The organism is Phocaeicola coprocola (genome assembly GCF_041333015.1).
Classification (GTDB): Bacteria; Bacteroidota; Bacteroidia; order Bacteroidales; family Bacteroidaceae; genus Phocaeicola; species Phocaeicola coprocola.
Map to the genome: position 1 here is coordinate 187,412 of NZ_JBGKGM010000003.1, position 24,375 is coordinate 211,786.

Sequence of the window (24,375 nt, forward strand, 5' to 3'; positions counted from 1 at the left end):
TTTAGTAATCTCTTTGTACTTCTGCTATTTTCTGCTGAAGCTTTTTCATTTGTTCTTCTGCCAGCACGCGCTTGTATTCGATAGGAGTGACTTGAATAAACTCGTCTACATGTTGCTGCCAGCTATCGAGCAGTGTACGTGCTAACTTGGAACCTGTATATTTCCAGTGAGATTCTATCAGTTCGCGAAGTTCTTTACGTGCAGCAGAGTCTTCCAACAGGCTGAGTTCCACCATCTCCATATTGCAGAAATAATCGAATGTGCGTTCCGGATCCCATACATATGCGATACCGCCACTCATTCCGGCAGCGAAATTTCGTCCGGTATGTCCTAAGACAACAACTCGTCCGCCTGTCATATACTCGCAGCAGTGGTCGCCTACGCCCTCTACTACAGCAATGGCTCCTGAGTTTCTGACAGCAAAGCGCTCACCTACACATCCGTTTATATATACTTCTCCGGTTGTAGCCCCATACATTAGGGTGTTGCCGGCAATTGTATTTTTTGAAGCATCAAAGCAAGATCCCATTGGAGGAAGTACAGCTATACGTCCGCCGCTTAAACCTTTACCGACATAATCGTTTGCTTCACCTTCCAGACGGAAACTGATACCCCGTGTAAGGAATGCGCCGAAACTTTGACCTGCGGAGCCTTTGAATTTGACATTAATAGTTCCATCGGGTAGTCCTTTGTGTCCATATCTGGTGGCAACTTCTCCAGCAAGCATAGTTCCTACTGAACGGTCTGTATTCGAAATGGTATATTCCAACTCTACCTGTTTCCCTTTTTCCAGCGCTTCGTGTGCCGCAGCAATGATTGATCGGTCTTTTACCTCAGAAAGATCGGTAGGATGGTCGGCCGTATGGTGGATATCTGTTCCGTTATCTACCTGATGGAGAATACGGCTGAAGTCTAATCCTCCTATTTTTCCAGCATTATCATGCGGAATAATCTCGATAAGGTCTGTTCTGCCAATAATGTCTTCCAGATGTGTGAAGCCCATATCAGCCAGATACTCTCGTACTTCCTGAGCAAGGAATTCGAAGTAGTTGATCAGGTAGCGATAGTGTCCGCGGAAATGTTCACGCAATTTTTCGTCTTGGGTAGCGACTCCTACCGGACATAAGTTGGTGTGGCATTTACGCATCATTACACATCCCAACACAATCAGAGCAGCTGTACCAAAAGCGTATTCATCGGCTCCCAGCAATGCCATGCTGATGATGTCACGACCCGTTTTTAATTGTCCGTCTGTTTGCAGGCGAACTTGTCCGCGCAGTCCGTTAAGTACGAGTGTTTGCTGTGTTTCACTCAATCCTATTTCAGGTGGAATACCCGCATATCTCATCGAAGAAGCTGGTGATGCGCCTGTTCCTCCTTCTGCTCCAGAAATAACAATTAAATCAGCTTTGGCTTTCGCTACTCCGGCTGTAATTGTTCCTACACCGCTTTCTGCTACCAGTTTCACACTGATAGTTGCACGTGGATTTACATTTTTCAGATCGAAAATAAGTTGTGCCAAATCTTCGATACTGTAAATGTCGTGATGAGGTGGAGGAGAAATGAGGGAAATGCCAGGGATGGAGTGACGTGTACGTGCTATCACTTCATTGACCTTGAATCCTGGTAACTGACCGCCTTCTCCCGGTTTTGCTCCCTGGGCTACTTTGATTTGGATTTCTTCTGCATTGACCAGATATTCAGTTGTGACTCCGAAGCGTCCTGAAGCGATCTGCTTGGTCTTACTGCATAAACTGATGTCTTCATTGTCACTGTCGGAATGATATACGGCGCTGAATCGTGCACTGTCTTCTCCACCTTCTCCGGTATTGCTTCGTGCGCCCAGTTTGTTCATGGCAAGCGCCATGGCTTCATGAGCTTCTTTACTGATGGCGCCGAATGACATTGCACCGGTTACGAAATGTCTGACAATGTTTTCTATCGGTTCGACAGAGTTTATGTCTATCGGATTACTCCGGAAACTGAAAAAGTCACGAAGGAATACAGGAGCTGACTTCTCGTTTGCTTTTTGTGTGAACTCCTTAAACTTCTTGTAGCTTCCAGTACGAGTGGCCAGTTGTAGCAAACTAATGGTATCAGGGTTCCATGCATGTATTTCACCATCCTTGCGGAAAGAGAATTGTCCGATATTATCGAGCATTGCTTCTGCTTCATCATCGGTGATGGAAACTCCAGCGGTGTGGAATTTCAGATAATCGTTTGCAATGTCTTTCAGACCGGCTCCGCCGATAGTAGAAATACAAGTACCGAAGTATCTTTTCATCATTTCCGAATTCAATCCTACAGCTTCAAAAAGTTTTGCGCCACGATATGATCGGATGGTGCTGATACCCATCTTGCTCATTACCTTATATAGTCCTTTACACAAGGCCTTTATATAGTTTTTTTCGGCTGTATTGTAATCCAGTTGTACGTCGCCTCTCTTTACTAATCCGTCTATTACTACAAATGCCATATACGGACAGATTGCACTTGCGCCGTAGCCTAATAATAAGGCAGCGTGCATTACCTCGCGTGCTTCACCACTTTCAACTATCAGAGCAGTCTGTACACGTTTTTGTACTGATATCAGATGATGATGTACGGCACTTACAGCAAGTAAGGAAGGAACTGGTGCGTGGCTCTCGTCTATATCCCGGTCTGAAAGTACAATGTAATTAGCTCCTCCATCGACTGCTTCTTCTGCTTTCTTACATAGGTTGTCAATAGCGGCACGCAATCCGTCTTCTCCAGTTTGGGCGTCAAAGACCATTTTTAGCTTTACAGTACTGAAGCCCTTGTATCTGATGTTGCACAATATATCAAGTTGTGTATTTGTCAGTATCGGATGAGGCAGACGTACCATCTTACAATGCAGGGCATCTGGGGTAAGAATGTTCTTTCCTACCGCACCAATGTATTCAGTCAGTGACATTACCAGTTCTTCACGAATTGGATCAATCGCTGGATTGGTAACTTGGGCAAACTGCTGTCTGAAATAGTTGAAAAGCAGCTGGGGCTTTTCTGATAAGACGGCAAGCGGGGTGTCATTTCCCATTGATGCTGTTGGTTCAGCCCCTGTTTTACACATTGGAGTCAGCGCTCTTTCTACATCTTCACGTGTGAGTCCGAAAATACGCAACCGGCGTCCGGCATCTTTTACTGCATTTTCTACTTTACGACCGCTCCGCAATGTATCGAGCTCGATACGGTTGGCAGAAAGCCATTCAGAGTAAGGTAGGGCAGAAGCCAGGTTTTCTTTTACTTCATTGTCATAATATATTTTTCCCTCTTGTGTGTCGACAAGTAGAATCTTACCGGGCTGCAACCTTCCTTTTGCTTCAATCTCGTCGGGATTGAAACTGATTGTTCCTGTTTCGCTTGCCACAACCATTGTGCCACTCTTGGTAACCAGCCAGCGTGCCGGACGGAGTCCGTTACGGTCGAGCATACCTCCGGCATAGCGGCCGTCGCTGAAAAGCAAGGCGGCTGGTCCGTCCCATGGTTCCATTAAGATGGAATGATACTCGTAAAAAGCCTTTAATGCAGGGCTGATAGGGTTTTTGTCATTCGTCGATTCTGGAACCATCATGGCAAGTGCATGAGGTAAACTTAATCCTGACATGACAAAAAATTCCAGTACGTTATCCATCGAAGCACTGTCGCTCATGCCTGGTTGTATGATGGGGCGTATTTGTGAAATATCTCCTAGTGCTTCCGATGACAATACGCTTTCTCTGGCTTCCATCCATGCACGGTTTCCCCGGATCGTATTTATCTCACCATTGTGTGCCATCATACGGAATGGTTGTGCCAAGCTCCATGTAGGGAAAGTATTGGTACTGAAACGTGAATGTACCAAGGCTAGGGCACTGGTAAAATAGGGTTGTGTCAGATCGGCATAATACTCTCGCAACTGAGTGGAAGTAAGCATACCTTTGTATACCATGTTCCGGCTGGAGAGTGATACTATATAGAAGTCTTTGTGTTCGATTCTGTTCTCTATCTTTTTCCTTATTATATATAGTTTCTTTTCAAGAAATTGTTCGTCTGCCTCTGCCGTAATAAATATTTGTTTTACATCAGGCTCTGTTGCAAGAGCATCTTTTCCGAGCACATTTGAATTGACAGGAACACTTCGTACGTGCATGAGCGTCATACTTTCGCGTTCTATTTCTTCAATCATTATGCTCATGATAGCTTGTTGAGCCTCTTTATCTTTGGGCATAAAGACTAGTCCGGTTCCATATTTCCCTTTTTCGGGCACAGGGATTCCTTGTAGCAGAATGAATTCATGAGGTATCTGGACCATAATTCCAGCTCCATCCCCCGTTTTATTATCTGCTCCTTCAGCACCGCGATGCTTCATGTTTTCCAATACTCTTAGGGCAGAGTCTATCAAATCGTGCGATTTTGTACCATGTAGGTTGACTATCATACCTACACCACAAGCATCATGTTCATTGGCCGGACTATATAGTCCGCATTGATGTTGCGATATATTTACGCTGCTATTTGATAAAATGTAACCTTTTTCTTTCATTTGCTTTCTTATTTTGTTTTTATATCCGTTTGTTGTTTCCTTGTGTTTGCAAAAATATATATATGCTTTCAAAAAACAAATAAAGATGAAAGAGAGTTTTGATAAAATATATTTTTCTATTACAGTTTCTTATATATGCATTAATTATTGCTATTAAAAATAACAATATATTACTTTATTGTCGTAAAATGTTTTAATTTGATTATTTTGCTTACAGGAAAGTATTTTTTACAACATCCCTTATAAAGTAAGTTTTAAGTTATACAATGATATACTTTTCTACTTTTGAAATATTCACCTGCGTGTTTACAGAACATTTTTTACCTTTGCAGTATGTTTAGACAAAAGGTTATTCAATATATAAATGAGAAACACTTGTTTCATCGTAGCGATAAGATACTTGTGGCATTGAGTGGCGGTGCAGATTCCGTTGCCTTGCTGCGTGTGTTGTTGCTGGAAGGATATAATTGCGTTGCAGCACATTGCAATTTTCACTTACGTGGTGAAGAATCTGACCGGGATGAAGAATTTGTTCAGAATTTGTGTCGAGGGCTGGATGTGCCACTTCAGGTTATACATTTTGATACGAACGGATATGCTTCCCGGAAAAGAATTTCTATTGAGATGGCCGCACGCGAACTTAGGTATGAATGGTTCGAACAGGTACGTCTACAGATTGGAGCAAGTGTGATAGCTGTAGCTCATCATCGTGATGACAGTGTAGAAACTTTTCTCTTGAACTTAGTCAGAGGGACAGGTATTAATGGACTTAAGGGAATTGCTGCTGTCAATGGTAAAGTGCTGCGTCCGCTGCTTGACGTCAGCCGTGATGACATATTGGCTTTTCTTGCCGATTTAAAACAAGATTATGTGACCGACAGTACAAATCTGGAAGATGAATATCTGCGTAATAAGCTTCGTCTCAATGTTATCCCGTTATTAAAAGAGATAAATCCTTCTGTCTGTGAATCAATAACTGAAACTGCACGCAGACTGTCTGATGTGGAGGCTGTGTACCGTAAGTCGATACAAACAGTATGTACAGAAGTAACAGAGAGGGAAGGTAAATTCAGTATTTCCCGAATAATGAAAGCTGTAGCTCCCCTTGCCGTTTTGTTTGAATTACTACATCCTTATGGCTTCAATGCTGTTCAACTGAAGAATATATATCGAAGTTTAGGTACAGAATCAGGTAAATTGTTTTATTCGGAAAACTATGTTTTACTGCGTGACCGCGATTATTTATTTCTGAAAAGAAGAGAAGAATCGAAGGAGGATCAATCTTACACTTTACATCAGGAAATTTGTCAAATAGAAGATGGTTTTGAGGTTTCCCGAAATCCTGAACTTGCCTGTTTGGATGCCGATACTGTAAAAGAACCACTTGTGTTGCGCCGGTGGCAGTCGGGGGATAAGTTTGTTCCTTTCGGTATGCATAGTTTCAAAAAAGTGCGTGACTATCTGCGCGATCGTAAATACTCTTTGTTTGAAAAAGAGAACCAGTATGTAGTCTGTTCGGGAGAGAATATTGTATGGCTGGTGAATGAACGTACTGATAATCGTTTTCGTGTAACCGAAAAGACGCAAAGAGTTTTGAAACTTTGGATAGAGTAAGGGACAGCCGGACTTAATAAATACCTATAAATAGGGATTGCGTACCCTGTATAGATTGTCTTACTTTGTAAACGAATATAATGTATGAATTCTATTTTTAATATGTGCGGAACCAAAATATATAAGCCAACCGATAAGATGAGTGACTTGATTTGCGAAAACTATGCTTTGTTGCAAGTCTTAAGCCGTTTTGGTGTATCACTGGGATTCGGAGATAAGTCAGTACAGGAGGTATGCAGCATGAATGGAGTAGATTGTACCACTTTTCTTGCTGTCGTAAATTTTCTGACTGAAGAAAATAATCGTATGCAGGATCACGTGACCGGGCTTTCTGTACCTGCTTTGATGGATTATCTACAGCGGGCCCATTCGTATTTTCTGGATTTTCAGTTGCCTACCATACGCCGTAAGTTGATTAAGGCTATAGACTTTTCATCTCAAAATGAAGTATCGTTTCTGATACTCCAGTTTTTCGATGACTATGTAGGTGAGGTCAGAAAACACATGGAGTATGAAAATGAGAAGGTCTTTACCTACGTACGCGGCTTATTGAACGGTGAACGTTCCGCCCAATATAATATAGGAGTCTTTGCGCGTCATCACGATCAGGTAAATGCAAAGCTGACCGAATTGAAAAATATCATCATTAAGTATTATCCGGCCAACGGCGATAATCAGTTGTTGAACGCAACATTGTTCGATATATTTAGTTGTGAAGAAGATTTGGCATCGCATAATCGGGTAGAAGATTACTTGTTTGTCCCTGCCATAATGGAATTGGAAAAGGGGGAAAAATGAAATCTCAGGAAATAATCTTGATAGCTGTGGCAGAAACTTCGGTGATAGTCCGGAGCGGACTGGTTGCGGTACTGAAGCGCCTGCCTGACATGAATATACAGACTATTGAAGTGACATCAAAAGAAGGACTTCAGCATTGTATGGAAGCACATACACCGAATATTCTGATTGTGAATCCTCAGTTCGAAGGGTGGTTCGATGTGGATGCTTTCAAAGAACATTATCCTCATCTGGAAACAAAGATTGTATCATTAATCTGCACTTTTGTAGATGCCAATCAGTTGAAGGGATACGAAGAAAGCATTAATCTGTTTGATAATGTTGAATCTTTGGAGAAGAAAATCTCTGTACTTATGAATTTTGCAGAAGAAGATGATTCCGATCAGGATACACTAAGTCAGAGAGAAAAAGAAATTATCGGTTGCGTAGTACGGGGGATGACCAATAAGGAAATAGCCGAAAAACTCTATATTTCTGTTCATACTGTAATCACCCACCGACGGAATATTACGCGCAAGCTGCAAATTCATTCAGCGGCCGGACTTACTATTTATGCTATTGTAAATAAGCTGGTGGAACTAAGCGAGGTTAAAATGAAAATATAGTATTCTTATCTGGAATGCTTCTAAAATACCTACAAATAGGTATTGCTGAGATAGGCAAATGACCGTATCTTTGCAGTGTTAGTCATATGAAATTACGTAAAACCACAAAGTAAAAAGTTAGTTATTAGTTGGGTGCACCCTGCGAAGTGATTCGCGGGGTGCACGCGCTTTATCCCTTTGGCTCAATTTTGATACAGTATAGACCGGACATCGCTTACTTTTTTCTTAAAAACCGCATATTTCTTAAACTTTTTCATTTTTCTTTTTTTGTTTATTCAATGATAACGCATACCTTTGTTTATACAGAAACAAAATAGGTAAAATGATGAAAGTAGGATTATTTATTCCCTGCTATATCAATGCCGTTTATCCCGAAGTTGGAGTTGCTTCATATAAGCTCCTTAAAAGTTTGGGGGTAGATGTAGACTATCCGTTAGACCAAACCTGTTGCGGACAGCCTATGGCGAATGCAGGGTTCGAAAATGAATCGAAAGAATTAGCAAAGCGATTCGACCGGTTATTCGAGAGTTATGATTATATAGTTGGACCTTCTGCCAGTTGTGTAGTATTCGTGCGCGATCATTATGGCAATCTGCTGGAAGGAGAAAAACATCGTTGTGCCAGCGAAGGCAAGATATACGATATCTGCGAGTTTATCCACGATGTGGTGAAGCCGTCTTCTCTTCAGGCTTCGTTTCCTCATAAAGTAAGTATTCAGAACAGTTGTCATGGAGTGCGTCTGATGAAACTCTCTTCTCCCAGTGAACTGAACATACCTTATTATAATAAGCTACGCGATTTGCTGTCGTTGGTAAAGGATATCGAGATCGTAGAACCCGAACGTCCAGACGAATGTTGTGGCTTTGGCGGTATGTTTGCCGTAGAAGAACACGATGTTTCAGGGCAAATGGGTCGTGATAAAGTAAAGCGTCACATGGCGACTGGAGCCGAATATATTGTAGGAGCCGATGGCTCTTGCCTGATGCATCAAAACGGTATTATCTCGCGTGAGAAGCTTCCTATAAAGACCATTCATATTGTTCAAGTATTAGCTGCAGGATTATGAGTACGAAACATTCAAAAGCTGCCGGAAAGTTTCTGGAGAATAAAGAACTGGCAGCATGGCACGATGAAACATTGTGGATGGTTCGTGCCAAGCGTGATAAAGTGAGCAAAGAGGTTCCTGAATGGGAACATTTACGTGATATGGCATCTGCCATAAAGATGTATAGCAACAGCCACCTGGATCAGTTGCTGTTGGAGTTTGAAAAAAATGCCTTGGCCAACGGAGCTTATGTATATTGGGCGAAAGATGCCGATGAATATTGTTCCATTGTCTATAATATATTGAACGGACATCAGGTGAAGCATTTTATCAAAAGCAAATCAATGCTGGCAGAGGAATGTGGACTGAATGAATTTCTTGAGAAGAAAGGTATAGAGGTCGTAGAAAGCGATTTGGGAGAGCGTATTCTTCAGCTGATGCATAAACGTCCGAGCCATATCGTACTTCCTGCTATCCATGTTAAGAAAGAAGAGATCGGAGAGTTGTTCGTCCGCGAGATGGGAACAGAGCCTGGCAATAATGACCAGACCTATCTTACTCATGCTGCCCGTAAAAACCTGCGTCGTAAGTTTATCGAAGCCGAAGCTGCTATGACGGGTGCGAATTTTGCTGTCGCTTCAACCGGAGAATGTGTCGTTTGTACCAACGAAGGCAATGCTGATATGGGAACATCACAGCCCAAGCTTCAGATAACGGCGTTCGGCATGGAGAAGATTGTGCCGGACCGTGATGCACTGGGAGTATTTACCCGTCTGCTTGCTCGTTCAGGTACAGGACAGCCTATTACGACTTATACATCTCATTATCGGAAACCTCGTAAAGGGGGAGAGCTGCATATCATCATTGTAGACAATGGCCGAAGCCGTATTTTGGCCGATCAGGAACATGTAAAAGCCTTGAACTGTCTTCGTTGTGGAGCGTGTATGAATACCTGTCCAGTCTATCGTCGTTCGGGAGGTTATTCATATACTTACTTTATCCCTGGTCCTATCGGTATCAATTTGGGTATGCTGAAGGCACCTCTTCATTACTATGACAACGTATCGGCATGTTCGTTGTGCTATTCATGTCAGAACGTGTGTCCTGCAAAGGTAGATTTGGCCGATCAGATTTATCACTGGAGACAGCAGTTGCATACACTGGGGGTAGCCAGCTCTTCCAAGAAACTGATGTCAGGTGGAATGAAATTCCTTATGTCGCGTCCGGCATTGTTCAACTTCGCTTTAAAAAATGCTCCGATTGTAAACTCATTGCCTCGAGGCATGATATACAACGACTTGAATGATTGGGGTAAAGAACGTGAAATACCTGAATTTGCCAAAGAGAGCTTCAATGAAATGTGGAAAAAGAATAAAGTGAAATGAGTATGAGTAGCAGAGAAGACATATTGCAAAGCATACGCCGCAATACCAGAGTGCGTTATGAAAAGCCCGATTTGTCCGCCTTGGAGCATGAAGCTCTTACATACGAAGACAAACTTTCGAAGTTTTGCGAGGTTATAAAACAAGTAGGCGGACAGGCTGTAATACTGAAAGATGAGGAAAATGTCAATGACGTGATAAAGGCTGCATATCCTGATGCCAAACGCATTGCTTCAACAATAAAGGAAATAAAGACAGGAAATACAATACAACCCATTACTTGCAGTACTTTTCATCCGGACGATGTAGAGGAATCGGGAGATCTGGACGGTACTGATGTAGCAATCGTCGATGGACGTATAGGAGTCTGTGAGAATGGAGCAGTATGGTTGACACAAGATGTGGAACAACGTGCCGTATATTTTATATCCGAAGCGCTGGTGATTATACTCGACAGAAACAATCTGGTAAATAACATGCACGAGGCTTATAAGCGAATCGATACAGGCGAATATGGCTATGGCGTATTCATTTCTGGCCCTTCGAAGACAGCCGATATCGAACAGGCGCTTGTTATGGGGGCACACGGAGCCCGCAGTGTTACGGTAATTCTGATTTGACAGTTCTCTTTTTGACCTGAATAAAAGCTTGCCCTATTCACATAGAGCAAGCTTTTTTATCATATAGGAAGAAAGTTTATAAAGAGATTATTTTGAGTGTTTCTGCATTATATGTTTAGCGTATACATAATATAGCAATCCACCACAGGAGATTCAGTACAATGATTCCTCCGATAATGGCACATATGGTTCTTGCTGTATTTTTCTTGTTTACTGTGGTACTTTCCATAATATGTTCCTCGCTATATTTATGTTCGATTTGCTGTATCATCATAATTATTTTTGTTAGTCATCTTTAAAATGAGTGATACAGGCAAATACTGCACTGGGCGGAAACGATTCTTCTTATTTTAAGCCTTGTTAATTATCGGGAAGCTAAAATCCTTTATTTGTTCTTAAACAGTTGCACTTTTGCACCGAAAGAAAAGCGAAGTACATCTCTCATGGTCAGACTCCGGTTGGTCGCTTTGCTGATGATATACAGCTCGCAGGTACTGACCTCGTAAAATAGAGAGATATGTTGTACTATACTGTTTTTCAGATTGAAGTTCATACGTTGCCCGATAAAGATATACGGGCGAATTTTCGTACTGAAATTATAATATCGGTTAGGATAGCGTCCGGGTTCCTTCTTCCAAAACTCTTCTCCGGCAATGGTGGTAAGATACATTCCGCAGTAAAAAGGCTCCAGTGCCCAATGCTTGTCGAAACTCATGCTCCACGGTATGTAGTTTTGCTTTACTGTCAGTGTAAGAAGGAAATCGCTGGCATATTTAGCAGGCAGATATCCGAGCAGAACATCTGTTTCCCATTGCCTGCGTTTACCATAATCCCAACCTACACCGGTAGACAGTACTCCCATACCACCGGCATATTGCATTTTTACGTGAGTAGGTTTCATTCGTTCCCATCCTTCATATCTTAAGTGTATACGTTTGTCCCATCTTTTAGTATCGGAAACCTCTTGAGGTTCATCTGTTATAGCAAGCAGATTGACCGGGATGGCCAGCAGGAGAGTCAGTAAATATTTAAAAGTTGACCAGTTCATAATCGTAACCGTTTGGGGTGATAGAAAAATAAATATAGCTCCGCTTGTTTATGGAAGGAGCAGAATAGTACATAATGCCGTCATCGAAAAACTCATTTTCATTAAAGCTGTGTACATGTCCGTACACGCAGAATTGCAAGGACGGGAACTGAGTAATGTAATACTGGAATACTTTTGCTATATTGTTATTGAACTGTTCAGAGTAAGGAGGTGCATGCATTGCCACTACTGTCTTTTTTGCTTGAGGCGGAACGTGTTTCAGTTCATCTTCTAGAAACAAAAGGTTGGGAACAGCTTCCGAATAATCAAACTCCAACGCATTCGTATTCAGGCATATAAAATGAGTATCTCCAGCGGTAAACGAAAAATTTTCATTGCCGAAGATTGTATTGAACACTTCTTTTCCGGTAGCAAGACAGTCGTGATTACCCAGTAAGCATACATAAGGAACGTTCAGTCGGTTCAAACGGTCACGTTGTTCTTCGAATTCCATTTTCATACCGAAATCGGATAAGTCACCACAGTGTATTACGAAATCGATATCATTTCGTCCGTTGATTGCATTTACTGCATCTTCCGTTTCGTCATACCAGCGCTGGGTATCGCTGATAAGTGCAAACGAGATACTTTGCTTTCCGGCTGTACTAGCTTCTATCGACTGGATATTCCTTTCATTAATATTAGTTTCTCCCTCTATGTTTAAATCGTAGGGGTGATATTCTATCATGTCGCATCCTGTCTGGACTATGATTGTACTTCCAAGTAAAAAGCAGCCCAACAGGCTATGTAAGACATGGATATATTGCTTTTTTTTGAACATATATTTTTGTTTTTCTGTTTGTTATGCAAATGTTGCCATAAAATATCACATTGCGATAACTGTTTATACAGAAAAACTGTTCCAATTTGCTGAATATCACCCAAAGACCTGTTATTTTTCTATAACGAACTTGTACATGGTATGGCTTTGGAATATTTCTCCCGGAGCCAATGCTGTAGAAGGAAACTGCGGGTTGTTCGGGCTGTCCTGAAAATGACATGTTTCGAAGCATACGGCTCCTCGGAACGGATAATAGATGCCGTTCTTACCTTCAACCTTGCCTTTCAGTCCGTTTCCTGTATATATGTGGACTGCTGGTTCGGTAGTATAAATTTCCATTTTACGTCCACTTTTTTCATCATATATCCATGCTGCCGGGCGAGTATCATCTCCCGGATGGTTAAGTGCCCAGGCATGATCGTAACCGTTCACTACATGCAACTGTCCATAGTCGTCGTTTATATGTTCACCTATTGCATGAGGTTGTTTGAAATTCAGTGGAGTGCTTTCTACGGGCCAGAATTCTCCTGTTACGCATTTCTTGCTGTCGTAAGGAGTGAAATAGTCGGCATCTACCCACATGGTCTGATTTTCTACGCTGCTGTTCAGGTTTCCCGATATATTAAAGAATGAATGGTTACACAAGTTAAGAACGGTAGGTTTATCCGTGGTAGCCTTGTAGGATATATCTAACGCATCATCTTCAGTGACTGTATAAGTCAGCTCTATATGCAGATTCCCTGGAAATCCGTTTTCTCCATCGGGAGAGAGATAAGTCAGTGTAACAGACGAGGGAGAGGTTTGTCTGGCTTTCCACATTCGTGCACCGAAATTCGGATTGCCTCCATGAGCGGTATGTCCGTCAGCGTGATTGGCTTGCAAGTGGTATTCCTTACCATTCATTGTATATCTAGCATGCAGGATACGTCCGATGTATCGCCCCACGGTAGCACCATAGTTTTGTGACTGGCTGGTGTAGCTGTTTATATCAGAAAAGCCGCATACTACATCTTCCATTTTTCCGTTACGGTCGGGAACCATGAGGGATACTACCCGTGCACCATAGTTAGTAATACATGCTTCAACACCATTTTTGTTATAGATCCTATACAGGCAGGTCTTTTCTCCGTCTACCTTTTGTTGGAAATGAGCAGAGTGTAATCCTGACGAGGAGATAAATTTGTTTCCGCCACAGGAGTTGAACATGCAGGCAAAAGCCATACAGGCAAGGATATATACAGATTGTTTCATACGTGTTTATATTGGTTTGATATAATGTTAAGCAATGCTAATAAAAAATATGCTGATATTTTCCTGAAAAGAAGGTGATATTTTGAAAAAAAATGTACAAATTTTTATTAAAAGATTACCTTCTTTTGTTAGATATTTTATGAATAGGGATAAATCGGTTTATCAGAAGCTTAAAACAAATCGCTTATTTGGAGTAATTTGTTTATTATCAGATTAGTAAGGCGGCTGCAAATCCTAAAAGGAGGATTAACGGAATTAAGTCTACCAAGCTGATGCACAATCCGGCAATGGCTAGTCCGCGGGGAGATTTGAATATGCCGATAAACGAAAAAATGAATCCCAGCAACCACAATATCCAGTTGAGTACAGGTACCCAGCATCCTAAAAGCGCCAGCAGAGCCAGTACAAATCCGGCAGTTCCCAGACCGTTCGATTTTCTGGATTCTTCCCGAATGATAATTGTTTGGTGTACGGGATTGCCCGACATCTTTTCTTGATTTTCCATAATATTAAGTACAGTCCTTCAGTCCCGAAAAGACATTTAAGTAATACAAAAAGCGTGGAACTGCAATATCTGATATCAGGTAAGTCGAATAAAGGCCAAAATGAAAAAAAGAGCTAAACAAGTGCAAATATAATCATTGATATACTGTATTTTATGTGGTATCAGATTCGGGAATGACTTTTTAATTTGTCTTAATCTGTTGCAAGTTTCTTCGGGATATATGGGAACATTTACGGGAATTTTTATACCTTTGCCGCATAACCGAAAAAGCAACGCAGATGAAAGTAACCGTGTATCTGAAGAAATGCTCCCCAGAGACCTCGAACATCTGTTTCCGGGTCAGGGAGAAGAGTGTGGACATAAAAGTGGTCTCTCCCCTTGAGGTACAGGACAGGTATTGGGATTCTGATACCCTTAGCTACAGGCGCACAACGGCTGTCCCTGCCGTAGAGCAGAAACGACTGCCGGAACAGATCGCCTCCATCATTGAGCGGGCGGAGAAGACCTTTTCGGACAAGGCGGACAGCAGGTGGATGAAGCAGGTCATCGAGGATGTGCTGTACCCTGCCCGCGCCTTCGAGCGCAACCATCCGAACCTGCTTGCCCGCGTCCATGAGTATCTGGAGAAGTTTGACGGTGCGGAGAGGACCAAGGAGCATATCGTCCGCTTCGAGCGCAAGATGACCCGCTACCACGACTACCGGCGGGAGATACTGGGCGAGACGGACTTCACCCTCTTCGTGGAGACCGTCACGCTGGAGCAAATGAACGATTTTAGGGATTATGTCGTGAACGAGTACAGGCTGCGGCAGGAACACCCCGACTTCTATGCTCCCCGCATGCTCATCAACCACAGGCCGAGGCCGCTTTCCGGCACGACCGTCATCAACATCATGAACCTGTTCTGCACCTTCCTGCACTGGTGCAAGAAGATGAAGTATTCCGACAACGAGGTCTATGCCCTCTACGGCTGCAAGGAGCCCACCTACGGCGACCCGTTCTACCTCACATCGGAAGAGAGGAACATTCTCTACGATGCGGACCTGAGCGACAACCCGAAGCTGGCCGTCATACGGGACATCTTCGTGTTCCACTGCTATGTCGGCTGCCGAGTGGGTGACCTCTACAGGCTCACGAGGGCCAACATCAAGGACGGTTTTCTGGAATACATGCCGCAGAAGACGAAGAAATGCCAGGCGAAGACCGTCAGGGTGCCGCTGCATGAGAAGGCACTGAAGATACTGGAACGTTACGATGCCAATGCCGGCAGACTGTTCCCGTTCAAGCAGATACACACCTACAACCTCGGCATACGGGAGCTGCTGAAGCGCTGCGGCATAGACAGGACGGTGACCATCCTCGACACGCACGGCTACAACACCGTGCAGAAGCCCCTGTACGAGGTGGCCACCAGCCATACGGCACGCAAGACCTTCGTGGGTAACCTATACCGGCAGGTGCCCGACCCAAACCTGATAGCCTCCATGTCGGGACACGTGGAGGGCAGCAGGGCGTTCAACCGCTACCGCACGATAGACGATGACATGAAGCGCAGGCTTGTGGACATGATAGATTAGACAGAAAGGAGGACATACATATGAAAGTGACCGCATTCATCCGAAAGACCGCCGCCAAGAACAACATAACAGACCAGGCACGGGTCTATTTCCGTGTCCGGGACATCGGCGGAGTGGACATCAAGGCTGCGAGCGAGCTGTCCATCAACCCCAACCACTGGAGTCCGGAACGGCAGGGCTACAAGCCCCGCGTGGCCCTGGTGTCGGAGGAAAAGAAGATGGGCTTCGACAAGGACGTGCAGCAGATCACCCACCTCATCACGAAAGAGTACCACCGGGGCGTGGACGGCAGCTGGCTCAAAAGCCTGATAGAGGAATACCACCATCCCGGCATCAACGCGAGGGGCGGCAACAAGGCCGACGAGTACCTGCTCTCGTACCAGATACGGAAATACGTCGAGGAAACACCGCTTGCGGATGAAAGCCGGAAACACCACCTCGACAATCTTAACAAGGTGCTGCGCTACGAGCGTTTCCGCCATGAGGTGCTGCACCAGAGAGGCTTCCACCTGTGCATCGATACCATTACGGCGGACGACATCAGGGACTTCAAGCTGTGGATGCAGGAGGAACACAAGTACGTGGACATGTACCCCGTATTCTACCGGAATGAGGTACGCCGCAACGTCGAACAAAAGCGTTCCGAGAACAGCATGTCGGGTTCCCTCTACCGCATCCGCACCGTCATCAAGTGGTGCGTCAAGCGCGGGCTGACAAGGAACAATCCCTTTGACCAGTACCAGATTGCCCGGCCGATGTACGGCGACCCGTTCTACTTGACGCTCGAGGAGCGGGACAAGGTGTACTACGCCGACCTGAGCGGCATGGGGGCAACCTATCCGGTCTACCGTGACATCTTCATGTTCCAGTGCCTGATAGGGTGCCGTGTCAGCGACCTGAACAGGCTGACCAAGGCGAACATCGTGGACGGCTTCGTGGAGTACATCCCGCAGAAGACGAAGATGGAACATGCCAATACAGTGCGCGTGCCGCTCAACCAAAAAGCACGGGACATACTGGAACGCTACAAGGATCTGGAGAGCGCCCTGCTCCCCCGGTTCTCGCACTTCGGCTACAACAAGAAGATAAAGGAGATACTCAAGTATGTGGGCATCGACCGTACGGTCATAGTCCTCGACCCGAAGACAAGGGAGGACGTGGCAAAACCCTTATACGAGGTGGCGACTACACATACCGCACGCAAGACATTCATCGGCAACCTGTACCGACAGGTCAAGGACCCGAACCTGATAGCCTCCATGTCGGGACATTCGGAAGGGAGCCGTGCCTTCGCACGGTACCGCAAGATTGACGACGAGATGAAGAAGGAGCTGGTAAACCTCTTGGACTGACAGTTCCCCTTTTCCACTTATCCTTTGATATCAACCTGTAATAATACAATATGGACGGGCAGAAACAGACATACGAACAGTTCAAGGCGGACATCCTCCAGTGGAAAGACGCGCACAAGGAGGAATACCGCCGCTTCGCGAAAATGATGGCGGACGGGAACGAAATGCAGTACCTTGCCGTCTGCCGCGCCATCTTCAAACAGCTGCCCGGAATCAGGCGGGAATGGCAACAGTCATGGTGTGACGACAGCACGGACGGCTTCAGGAACATAGGCCTCCACTTTAAGGAGAACGCGGTGCCTGGGCAAATCGTGAAACTGTACAGGAAACAGAGGGAAGAGGATGCTGCCCCGCCTCCGTCCACATTCTGGGGCAGGATGAAATACATTTTCAGACAGAGTCTGAGAAAACGCTGCGTAACCCTGTCCGCCCCTCTCGTGCTGAGCTGGCTGTACTACGGCAAGAGTTTCGAGGCGATGGTTGACATGGTCAGCAGGCAGGCGGGGCACCCCAAGGCTGGGAACGCCGAAAGGATGGGCTGCTCCATTGTCGTCAGACAGATTATCGAGGTGTCCATAAAGAACGGCTTCCGCACGCAGGAGGACTGGGACGAACACTTCGCCATGAAGGACGCAATTGAAAAAGGCGGCATCGGCGAATGGGCTTTGCAGTCCTTAAAGGACGGGATGGGTGGCGGTGATACCGGAGGCAACCCGGCAGCAACGGACTCCGGCAGCGGTACGGTGCCGCAGGCGCAGCGGACGGCCGGAAAGAAGAAAATACAGGAGCGGCTACTTGCGGATTATCTCAAGTGCGGAAACAGGGAGGAAGTCCTGCAATGCATCCGCCGTTTCGTCTCCATAAACACGAGTGCCGTACATCAGGCACTCCCGTTCTATGTGCTGAAAGACCTGCAGCTGGTGGCCGGGATGCACGCTGCGAAGGAATACAGCGTGGGAATGGCACTGCAGTTCCTCGACCTTCCCTCCCTGAAAAGCGAGAGTGCCATACGGCAGGCGGTCGGCTTCCTGAAGACGGCAAAGCATATCATCAAGGACGGGAAAGACCAGATGGCTCCTCTTATCGAGAGTGACGAGAACAGGGAACTGTTCCGGTCACTGGTACAGGAAATCAAGGAAATCATCTCCGAAGATGTAACGGACACTGCCGCCGGATAAGACAAAATAAGCCGTATTATATGGTCACACAGACTTAAATTGTCATGACAATTTAAGACAAGGCCTTATATATCAATCCGTTTCAATTCCCTTATACTTTTGCACCGTCAACCTTTTCCCTAAGGTCGGCGGTGCTTCTCTTTTATAAGCCATCGGAAGCGGGGCATCAGGGAACTTTTGAAGATGGTCATCACAAACTTCAAAACTTGATATTTATGATTACCATAGAAAGTCTGGTCGAACAGGGCGCAAACGTGAAACTGGAAGTCACGCCCGCCGACCTGAAGATGTTTGCCGAGTCCGTCGTGCAGCGCACCATCATGGCGCAGCAGGAGGAACGGGTGGCTGCAATGCAGCGTGAGGCGGAAGAGACTTGGCTCAATACAAGACAAGTCCGTGAGTTGTTGAACGTGTGCGATGGCACACTCAACCTGTGGGCGAAGCGCGGCTACCTCGTCCCCGTCAAGGTGGGCAACAAGAACATGTATGCCAGGTCGGATGTTCGGCGTGTGCAGACGGGAGGGAAATCCGAGAGTGTGACATCCTATTGCAAGAAGAGAAATGGCTGACATGACACACACCCGACTTGAACTGTGCAACATGATCCGCATGGAGGCGGAACATACCGAAGACACCGGCTTCCCTCTGGAAGTGTTCCCGCAGACGGTTCAATCCGTCATCCTTGACATGGCCCGGTACGAAAACTACAAGACAGAGTTCATAGCGACAGCCATGATTTCGGCTGTATCTGCGGCATTGGGCGGCACCTACCGTATCCGCATCAAAGGCGAATGGCAGAGCAATGCCGCCCTCTATATCATCCTCGTGGGCAGGCCGGGACTGGGCAAGACACCGCCGCTGGAGGCGGCATACCGCCCCATACGGAAGCACGACTATGCCCTGTTCAAGGCGTATGAGTCGGAATTGGAGGTATGGAAAGCCGCCGGGGAAAATGGGAAGAAACCCGTGCTGCGGCGTACCGTCGTGTCCGACTTCACTCCCGAATCGCTCCTACTGACGCACAACAACAATCCCCGTAGCGTGGTCATCCTGGTGGACGAGATCATGGGCATGTTCAACTCCGCCAACCGCTATACAAACGGACAACTCATAGAGCAGCTGCTCACGGCATGGAGTGGCGGGGCTTTGGACGTGACAAGGGTGAGCAGTACGATACCTGTCCATATAGAGCAGCCGTGCATCAATATCGTCGGGACCACGCAGACCAAGCGGGTCCATGAACTGCTCACGAAAGGATTCGAGGATAACGGACTGCTTGACCGCTTCCTGTTCGTGCTGCCCAAGTCCCGTGATGTGTCAAAATGGACTGATTGGGATGATGGCGGGGAGGACAGGGCATCTCTGGCAGCGGCACGCTGGGAGCAGATACTTGGCAAGGTACTCGCTCTGGACTATGACACGGGAGAGGAAGAAAGGATATCCCATGTGCTGTCCATGGACAGGGAGGCAAAAGAGTATTTCTTCTCATGGTGGAACAGGAAAGTGGAACGCATCAACCGGATAGAGGACGATGCCGAGGTGGACAGCCGTGAGATGAAGCATCCGGCGCAGGTGGCACGGCTGGCCCTGCTCATGCAGGTGCTGCGGTATGCTTCCGGCGAGAGTCATCTGCAGTCTGTGGATATGGTATCGGTAAAAGCCGCTGTCCGGCTGAACGGCTATTTCGAGGACTCGTACCGCCGCATCCGTTCATTCGTGGCAGAGGACATGTGCGAGGAACCGCCCAAGGTACTGCTGTCATTGCTGCCGGACACGTTCGACACGAAAACGGCCATCGCCACAGGCAGGGAACAGCAGAATGTCAGCGAGCGCACGGTGATGAACTACCTCAGGGAACTGTGCAGGAGCGGGCTACTGCGGAAGTCCAAGGCCGGGCATTACGAAAAAGTCATATATGATAAATCTGGAAAATCTAATGAAAACGATAATGAACCGCCAACCCGAAACTGCAACGGATGACCCCTTGTTGCAGCCTGCAGTCTTTGCAGTTTTGCAGTCTCGGAGTACCGGAAAGGTAAAATTCCTGCAAGACTGCAAGAACTGCAGACTGCAAATGGCCGTTTTCATTTGCAGGAATCCACAAAAGAGAGCATCATGAACGGATACAGATTCCATCTTCAGAAGTACAGGCCGGGCAGCAAGACCGCCTGTCCGGAGTGCGGCAGGAAGTCCTGCTTTACCCGTTATATCGACGAGGCGGGAGAGATTTCCTTCCCTGACAACGTGGGTATCTGTGACCATATCAACAGTTGCGGCTACCACTATACTCCGAAAGAATACTTCCGGGATAATCCGGCCGTCAAGGAGAGGTTGAGTGAGCAGGAAAGGAACGGCGGCACACCGATAGTTGCAAAAGCGTTGGCAAAGCCACAGCCCGAACAGAAGCCACAGATATCCTTTCTTCCCTCTGATTGGGTGGAGCAGTCCATGCGCAGGTACGACATCAACCCCTTATATCGCTACTTCACCAAGGTGGCCGGCAAGGAGGATACGGACAGGCTGTTCCGCCTCTACAGGGTCGGCACGTCAAGGATGTGGGGCGGAGCAGCCGTATTCTGGCAGACAGACCGGGACGGCAATGTGCGTGCGGGCAAGATCATGGGCTATGACGTTGAAACGGGACACCGGATCAAGGAACCCTTCAACCAGGTAAGCTGGGTACATTCGGTAAGGAAGGTGCCGGACTTCAGGATGAAGCAGTGCCTGTTCGGTGAGCACCTGCTGTCGGACGCCTCCGTCGCCATGTCCGCCAAGCCTGTAGCTATTGTCGAGAGCGAGAAGACGGCGCTTGTCGCCGCCCTTTTCATACCCGACTTCATCTGGCTTGCCGCCGGAGGGATGCACGGGTGTTTCAACAGCGAGGCCATGCAGGTATTGCGCGGCCGGGAGGTTGTCCTCTTCCCCGACCTCAAGGCGACGGAAGAATGGAGGCGACGGCTGCCGATGATGGAATCCTTTTGCAAGCGTGCCACATGCTCCGACATGCTGGAGAGGATCGCGACCGGTGCACAGCGTGAAGCCGGACTGGACATCGCCGACTTCCTGCTGATGGAGGACACGCCGCAGATGATCCTTCAACAGATGACAGCGCGCAATCCCGTATTGCAGTCCCTCATCGACGCTTTCGGGCTCGAACTGATTGATGCGAAAAAAACGGAATGACAGGAAGGTACCGGACAGCTTGCTGTCCCAAGGGAAAGGGGTTGTAAAATCCCGTAGCTTATTAGGGCATTTTCACCACCTCCGCTCCGCGTCCGGCAGTCAAAAAGCCCATAGGCCGAGGGAATATCTCAGACTCCAGACATATGCCTCCGGCAACAGGACGGGATTTTACAACAGTAACAATAACTATAAAACGAACAGATATGAGTAATACGCAATACGCGGTCTGCCACCTGCAGCGTGGCAGCGGGAATGACTCTGGTATGTCATGCCATATAGAAAGAAAGGATGCCAAGGGAAAGATTTATGTGCCGGTCAATGCCAATGCAGACCGGACACATCTCAACTGCGAGCTGGTCAGGTTCCCTGAAGGAGTGTCCAATCGCACCGAGGCGATACAGCACCGCATCGACACGGCCGGGCTGCGCCGCAAGGTCGGCAAAAACCAGACAAAAGCCATCCGTATCATCCTGACCGGGACGCATGAGCAGATGATGAAGATTGCCAATGACGGTAGGCTGAACAGTTGGATCGATGCCAATCTCAAATGGTTAAAGGACACCTTCGGCGAAGAGAATCTTGTGTCGTGCGTGCTGCACATGGATGAGAAGACGCCGCACCTGCACGCCACTGTCGTTCCCATTGTAACCGGGGAGCGTATCCGCAGGAAGCGAGAGGGCGAAAAGAAATATGATACAAAGTCCGGTCCCCGGCTCTCGGCGGACGATGTGATGCGACGCACACGGCTACACGAATACCAGAGCAGCTACGCTGCGGCCATGAAACCGTTCGGGCTGCAGCGTGGGATTGTCGGCTCCACCGCCAAGCATCAGGCGAACTCGGAATACTACAGACAGCGGGTAATCCAATATGAAGAGGACATAGCCAAGTTGCAGGCCGATGTGGAGAAAGCGCAGGAGGGCAGGAACACCATCCTCGCATGGTTCGGCAAGGGAGACCTTGCCAAGGCAAAAAAGGAACTCGCGGACAAAGACGAGCAGATTGCCGGACTCAACAAACGGATCAAGGAACTTCAGGCAGAAAAGGAACGGTTGCAGGAGCGGCATAAGTCGGAAATCGAGAAGCTGCGGAACGGCTATCAAGCGGAGATAGACGCAGCCATCCGCAGGGCGGAAACCGCCGAGCGACAGGCAGAAGAGAAAGATACCGTTATAGACAAGCAGCGGAAGCAGATAGGCCTACTTGACCGCAAGGCAAATCCTCAGCGTTACAGCCTCTCATCCGGTGCCGAGCTTGTCCGCATCAACGTGTCCAACTACCGAAATCCGTCGCTCCACATCTGGACACGGGTCGGAGAGGAGCTTTTTGAGGACACCAAATTCCAGATAGACTATGATGTGGCCCAAAGACATTTCAACGGCTTGATCACAGATGAGGAGTTTGTCAATGCCGTATTCGAGCCGCAGGAACAGGTAAATGGAAAACAGGCGGAATTGCTGGGCGCTGTTTTCACCCTTGCCGCCGGAGGACCGGCGGAGGTTCATGTTGGTACTGGTGGAGGTGGTTCTTCTTCGGAACTTCCGTGGGGAGAAAGGAAGAATGACAATAATACATCAAGAAGAAGGAGATAGTTATGGGAATTTCAATCAAATTATGTTTTCGCCCTTCTGTCATCAAGGGTAAAGATGGTACACTTTATTACCAGATAATCATTAAACGGACAACGCATACTTATACATCGGGGTATCGGATTTACCCCGATGAATGGGACAAGCGACATAGTAGAATAGTTACCAATAGTAATTCGCTTATTAAAATCAAGAATCGCACCGATTGGGAGACGCAACAGATATATGCTATTATCAAAAGGCATATAGATAAAGGAACATACTTGGATTTTGGGAATATAATTTCTGAATTTGAGGAACTGAACCGTCAGCAATCATTCTCTGATTTTCTCTTATCTCAAGCGAAACGTTTGACAGATATGGGACGTACACGAACAAGTGAGACATATATATCCGCTTTGCATAGTTTCATTAAATTCAATAATAATGAAGATATTATGCTCTATGAGATTACAGCAGAGGTAATGGAGGATTATGAACGCTATCTGAAAAACAGAAATCTTACCATGAACAGCATATCCTTTTATATGCGAACTTTGAGAACAGTGCTTAACAAAGCGGTAAAATTACACCTCATTGAATCTATTGCCCCATTCCAAAGTGTATATACTGGAATTGCTCAGACGGCAAAGAGAGCGATAGACATTGATTCCATCAAGAGAATTAAAGAGGTGGATTTAAGTCTCTATCCTCATCTTGCATATGCAAGGGATATTTTCTTATTAAGTCTCAGCTTAAGAGGTATGTCGTTCATTGATATGGCATATCTGACTTATGATAATCTTCGCAATGGGTACTTGGCCTATTATCGCAGAAAGACAGGAGGCCGTTTGGATATCCGTTGGGAGCAACAGATGCAAGCCATCATAGACAAATATCCCAAAGACTCACGGTATCTATTGCCCATACTCACGAATGATGCCGATGACAGGCAAACCTACAAGAAACTATCCAAACGTATCAATCGTCATCTAAGGAAGGTCGGCGAAATGGCTCAGTTACCGATACCTTTGACTATGTATGTGGCCCGCCACAGCTGGGCAAGTATAGCCAAACAGAAGCAGATTCCCATTAGTGTCATCAGCGATGCTCTCGGTCATGATTCCGAGAAGACCACACTTATATACCTTTCTGCGCTTGATACTTCAGCGGTAGATAACGCTAATAGTGAGATTTTAGCTGCATTGGGAGAATGGTAGTCTGTTTGATTATCTCCGACATTGTCACCGACATTCGGGGTATTGAACATCTTAAAATAGATTGAG

At 46.4% G+C, this 24,375-nt stretch carries 20 protein-coding genes; 14 read left to right on the forward strand and 6 right to left on the reverse strand.

The window, feature by feature from the left end; translation table 11 throughout:
• Position 1 precedes the first annotated feature (1 nt).
• Positions 2–4,543, reverse strand: coding sequence for a glutamate synthase large subunit (gene gltB, locus ACDG22_RS10275; protein ID WP_370858878.1), 4,542 nt, complete (start codon positions 4,541–4,543; stop codon positions 2–4).
• Between the two features lie 333 nt (positions 4,544–4,876).
• Between gltB and tilS the strand changes: the two genes are divergently transcribed.
• From tilS to ACDG22_RS10305, 6 genes are all read left to right on the forward strand, one after another.
• Positions 4,877–6,157, forward strand: coding sequence for a tRNA lysidine(34) synthetase TilS (gene tilS / locus ACDG22_RS10280; protein WP_178270143.1), 1,281 nt, complete (start codon positions 4,877–4,879; stop codon positions 6,155–6,157).
• 102 nt (positions 6,158–6,259) lie between these two features.
• Entirely contained in the window at positions 6,260–6,955 is a 696-nt protein-coding gene (locus ACDG22_RS10285; protein WP_040312091.1) for a hemerythrin domain-containing protein, read from the forward strand.
• Positions 6,952–7,560, forward strand: coding sequence for a response regulator transcription factor (locus ACDG22_RS10290; protein WP_178270142.1), 609 nt, complete (start codon positions 6,952–6,954; stop codon positions 7,558–7,560). Before ACDG22_RS10285 ends, ACDG22_RS10290 begins: the two co-directional genes overlap by 4 nt.
• A gap of 325 nt (positions 7,561–7,885) precedes the next feature.
• Complete coding sequence (locus ACDG22_RS10295; RefSeq protein WP_022126144.1) at positions 7,886–8,626, forward strand: (Fe-S)-binding protein; 741 nt, start codon at positions 7,886–7,888, stop codon at positions 8,624–8,626.
• On the forward strand, positions 8,623–9,990 hold the full coding sequence (locus ACDG22_RS10300) for a lactate utilization protein B (protein WP_022126143.1): 1,368 nt from the start codon (positions 8,623–8,625) through the stop codon (positions 9,988–9,990). The genes ACDG22_RS10295 and ACDG22_RS10300 overlap by 4 nt, the downstream gene beginning before the upstream one ends.
• Positions 9,991–9,992: 2 nt before the next feature.
• On the forward strand, positions 9,993–10,607 hold the full coding sequence (locus ACDG22_RS10305) for a LutC/YkgG family protein (protein WP_270212447.1): 615 nt from the start codon (positions 9,993–9,995) through the stop codon (positions 10,605–10,607).
• Positions 10,608–10,722: 115 nt separating this feature from the next.
• Here ACDG22_RS10305 and ACDG22_RS10310 read toward each other — a convergent pair whose 3' ends face one another.
• The 5 genes from ACDG22_RS10310 to ACDG22_RS10330 form a co-directional block, all read right to left on the reverse strand.
• Positions 10,723–10,881 (reverse strand): hypothetical protein, encoded by a 159-nt coding sequence (locus ACDG22_RS10310; protein WP_007569998.1) that lies wholly within the window; start codon positions 10,879–10,881, stop codon positions 10,723–10,725.
• A gap of 111 nt (positions 10,882–10,992) precedes the next feature.
• Positions 10,993–11,655: a hypothetical protein gene (locus tag ACDG22_RS10315; protein ID WP_270212448.1), complete on the reverse strand. Its 663-nt coding sequence runs from the start codon at positions 11,653–11,655 to the stop codon at positions 10,993–10,995.
• On the reverse strand, positions 11,636–12,475 hold the full coding sequence (locus tag ACDG22_RS10320) for a metallophosphoesterase family protein (protein WP_370858879.1): 840 nt from the start codon (positions 12,473–12,475) through the stop codon (positions 11,636–11,638). Before ACDG22_RS10320 ends, ACDG22_RS10315 begins: the two co-directional genes overlap by 20 nt.
• A gap of 111 nt (positions 12,476–12,586) precedes the next feature.
• On the reverse strand, positions 12,587–13,726 hold the full coding sequence (locus ACDG22_RS10325; RefSeq protein WP_022125793.1) for an aldose epimerase family protein: 1,140 nt from the start codon (positions 13,724–13,726) through the stop codon (positions 12,587–12,589).
• Between the two features lie 208 nt (positions 13,727–13,934).
• On the reverse strand, positions 13,935–14,231 hold the full coding sequence (locus ACDG22_RS10330; protein ID WP_007569989.1) for a hypothetical protein: 297 nt from the start codon (positions 14,229–14,231) through the stop codon (positions 13,935–13,937).
• 278 nt (positions 14,232–14,509) lie between these two features.
• On the opposite strand from ACDG22_RS10330, the gene ACDG22_RS10335 reads away from it, so the two are divergent.
• From ACDG22_RS10335 to ACDG22_RS10370, 8 genes are all read left to right on the forward strand, one after another.
• Entirely contained in the window at positions 14,510–15,808 is a 1,299-nt protein-coding gene (locus ACDG22_RS10335) for a site-specific integrase (RefSeq protein WP_270672568.1), read from the forward strand.
• A 20-nt stretch (positions 15,809–15,828) separates the two neighbouring features.
• Positions 15,829–17,160: a site-specific integrase gene (locus tag ACDG22_RS10340; protein WP_270672570.1), complete on the forward strand. Its 1,332-nt coding sequence runs from the start codon at positions 15,829–15,831 to the stop codon at positions 17,158–17,160.
• A gap of 50 nt (positions 17,161–17,210) precedes the next feature.
• Positions 17,211–18,338 (forward strand): DUF6043 family protein, encoded by a 1,128-nt coding sequence (locus ACDG22_RS10345; protein WP_270672573.1) that lies wholly within the window; start codon positions 17,211–17,213, stop codon positions 18,336–18,338.
• A 131-nt stretch (positions 18,339–18,469) separates the two neighbouring features.
• A complete protein-coding gene (locus ACDG22_RS10350; RefSeq protein ID WP_333559298.1) occupies positions 18,470–18,907 on the forward strand; it encodes a helix-turn-helix domain-containing protein in 438 nt (145 codons plus the stop codon).
• Entirely contained in the window at positions 18,900–20,318 is a 1,419-nt protein-coding gene (locus ACDG22_RS10355; RefSeq protein WP_270672576.1) for a DUF3987 domain-containing protein, read from the forward strand. The genes ACDG22_RS10350 and ACDG22_RS10355 overlap by 8 nt, the downstream gene beginning before the upstream one ends.
• A 135-nt stretch (positions 20,319–20,453) precedes the next feature.
• A complete protein-coding gene (locus tag ACDG22_RS10360) occupies positions 20,454–21,521 on the forward strand; it encodes a DUF6371 domain-containing protein (RefSeq protein WP_270672579.1) in 1,068 nt (355 codons plus the stop codon).
• Positions 21,522–21,724: 203 nt separating this feature from the next.
• Positions 21,725–23,113 carry a MobV family relaxase gene (mobV, locus tag ACDG22_RS10365; protein ID WP_270672582.1) on the forward strand — a complete coding sequence of 463 codons (1,389 nt, stop codon included), beginning with the start codon at positions 21,725–21,727 and terminating at the stop codon, positions 23,111–23,113.
• 2 nt (positions 23,114–23,115) lie between these two features.
• Entirely contained in the window at positions 23,116–24,309 is a 1,194-nt protein-coding gene (locus ACDG22_RS10370; RefSeq protein ID WP_270672584.1) for a site-specific integrase, read from the forward strand.
• The last annotated feature ends 66 nt before the right edge of the window (positions 24,310–24,375 follow it).

Coding starts and splice junctions, on each gene's coding strand:
- ACDG22_RS10345 (WP_270672573.1), top strand. CDS start 17,211: ATGGACGGGCAGAAACAGACATACGAACAGTTCAAGGCGGACATCCTC.
- ACDG22_RS10295 (WP_022126144.1), top strand. CDS start 7,886: ATGAAAGTAGGATTATTTATTCCCTGCTATATCAATGCCGTTTATCCC.
- ACDG22_RS10355 (WP_270672576.1), top strand. CDS start 18,900: ATGGCTGACATGACACACACCCGACTTGAACTGTGCAACATGATCCGC.
- ACDG22_RS10330 (WP_007569989.1), bottom strand. CDS start 14,231: ATGGAAAATCAAGAAAAGATGTCGGGCAATCCCGTACACCAAACAATT.
- gltB (WP_370858878.1), bottom strand. CDS start 4,543: ATGAAAGAAAAAGGTTACATTTTATCAAATAGCAGCGTAAATATATCG.
- ACDG22_RS10360 (WP_270672579.1), top strand. CDS start 20,454: ATGAACGGATACAGATTCCATCTTCAGAAGTACAGGCCGGGCAGCAAG.
- ACDG22_RS10335 (WP_270672568.1), top strand. CDS start 14,510: ATGAAAGTAACCGTGTATCTGAAGAAATGCTCCCCAGAGACCTCGAAC.
- ACDG22_RS10305 (WP_270212447.1), top strand. CDS start 9,993: ATGAGTAGCAGAGAAGACATATTGCAAAGCATACGCCGCAATACCAGA.
- mobV (WP_270672582.1), top strand. CDS start 21,725: ATGAGTAATACGCAATACGCGGTCTGCCACCTGCAGCGTGGCAGCGGG.
- ACDG22_RS10290 (WP_178270142.1), top strand. CDS start 6,952: ATGAAATCTCAGGAAATAATCTTGATAGCTGTGGCAGAAACTTCGGTG.
- ACDG22_RS10320 (WP_370858879.1), bottom strand. CDS start 12,475: ATGTTCAAAAAAAAGCAATATATCCATGTCTTACATAGCCTGTTGGGC.
- ACDG22_RS10340 (WP_270672570.1), top strand. CDS start 15,829: ATGAAAGTGACCGCATTCATCCGAAAGACCGCCGCCAAGAACAACATA.
- ACDG22_RS10370 (WP_270672584.1), top strand. CDS start 23,116: ATGGGAATTTCAATCAAATTATGTTTTCGCCCTTCTGTCATCAAGGGT.
- ACDG22_RS10285 (WP_040312091.1), top strand. CDS start 6,260: ATGTGCGGAACCAAAATATATAAGCCAACCGATAAGATGAGTGACTTG.
- ACDG22_RS10300 (WP_022126143.1), top strand. CDS start 8,623: ATGAGTACGAAACATTCAAAAGCTGCCGGAAAGTTTCTGGAGAATAAA.
- ACDG22_RS10325 (WP_022125793.1), bottom strand. CDS start 13,726: ATGAAACAATCTGTATATATCCTTGCCTGTATGGCTTTTGCCTGCATG.
- ACDG22_RS10310 (WP_007569998.1), bottom strand. CDS start 10,881: ATGATGATACAGCAAATCGAACATAAATATAGCGAGGAACATATTATG.
- ACDG22_RS10315 (WP_270212448.1), bottom strand. CDS start 11,655: ATGAACTGGTCAACTTTTAAATATTTACTGACTCTCCTGCTGGCCATC.
- tilS (WP_178270143.1), top strand. CDS start 4,877: ATGTTTAGACAAAAGGTTATTCAATATATAAATGAGAAACACTTGTTT.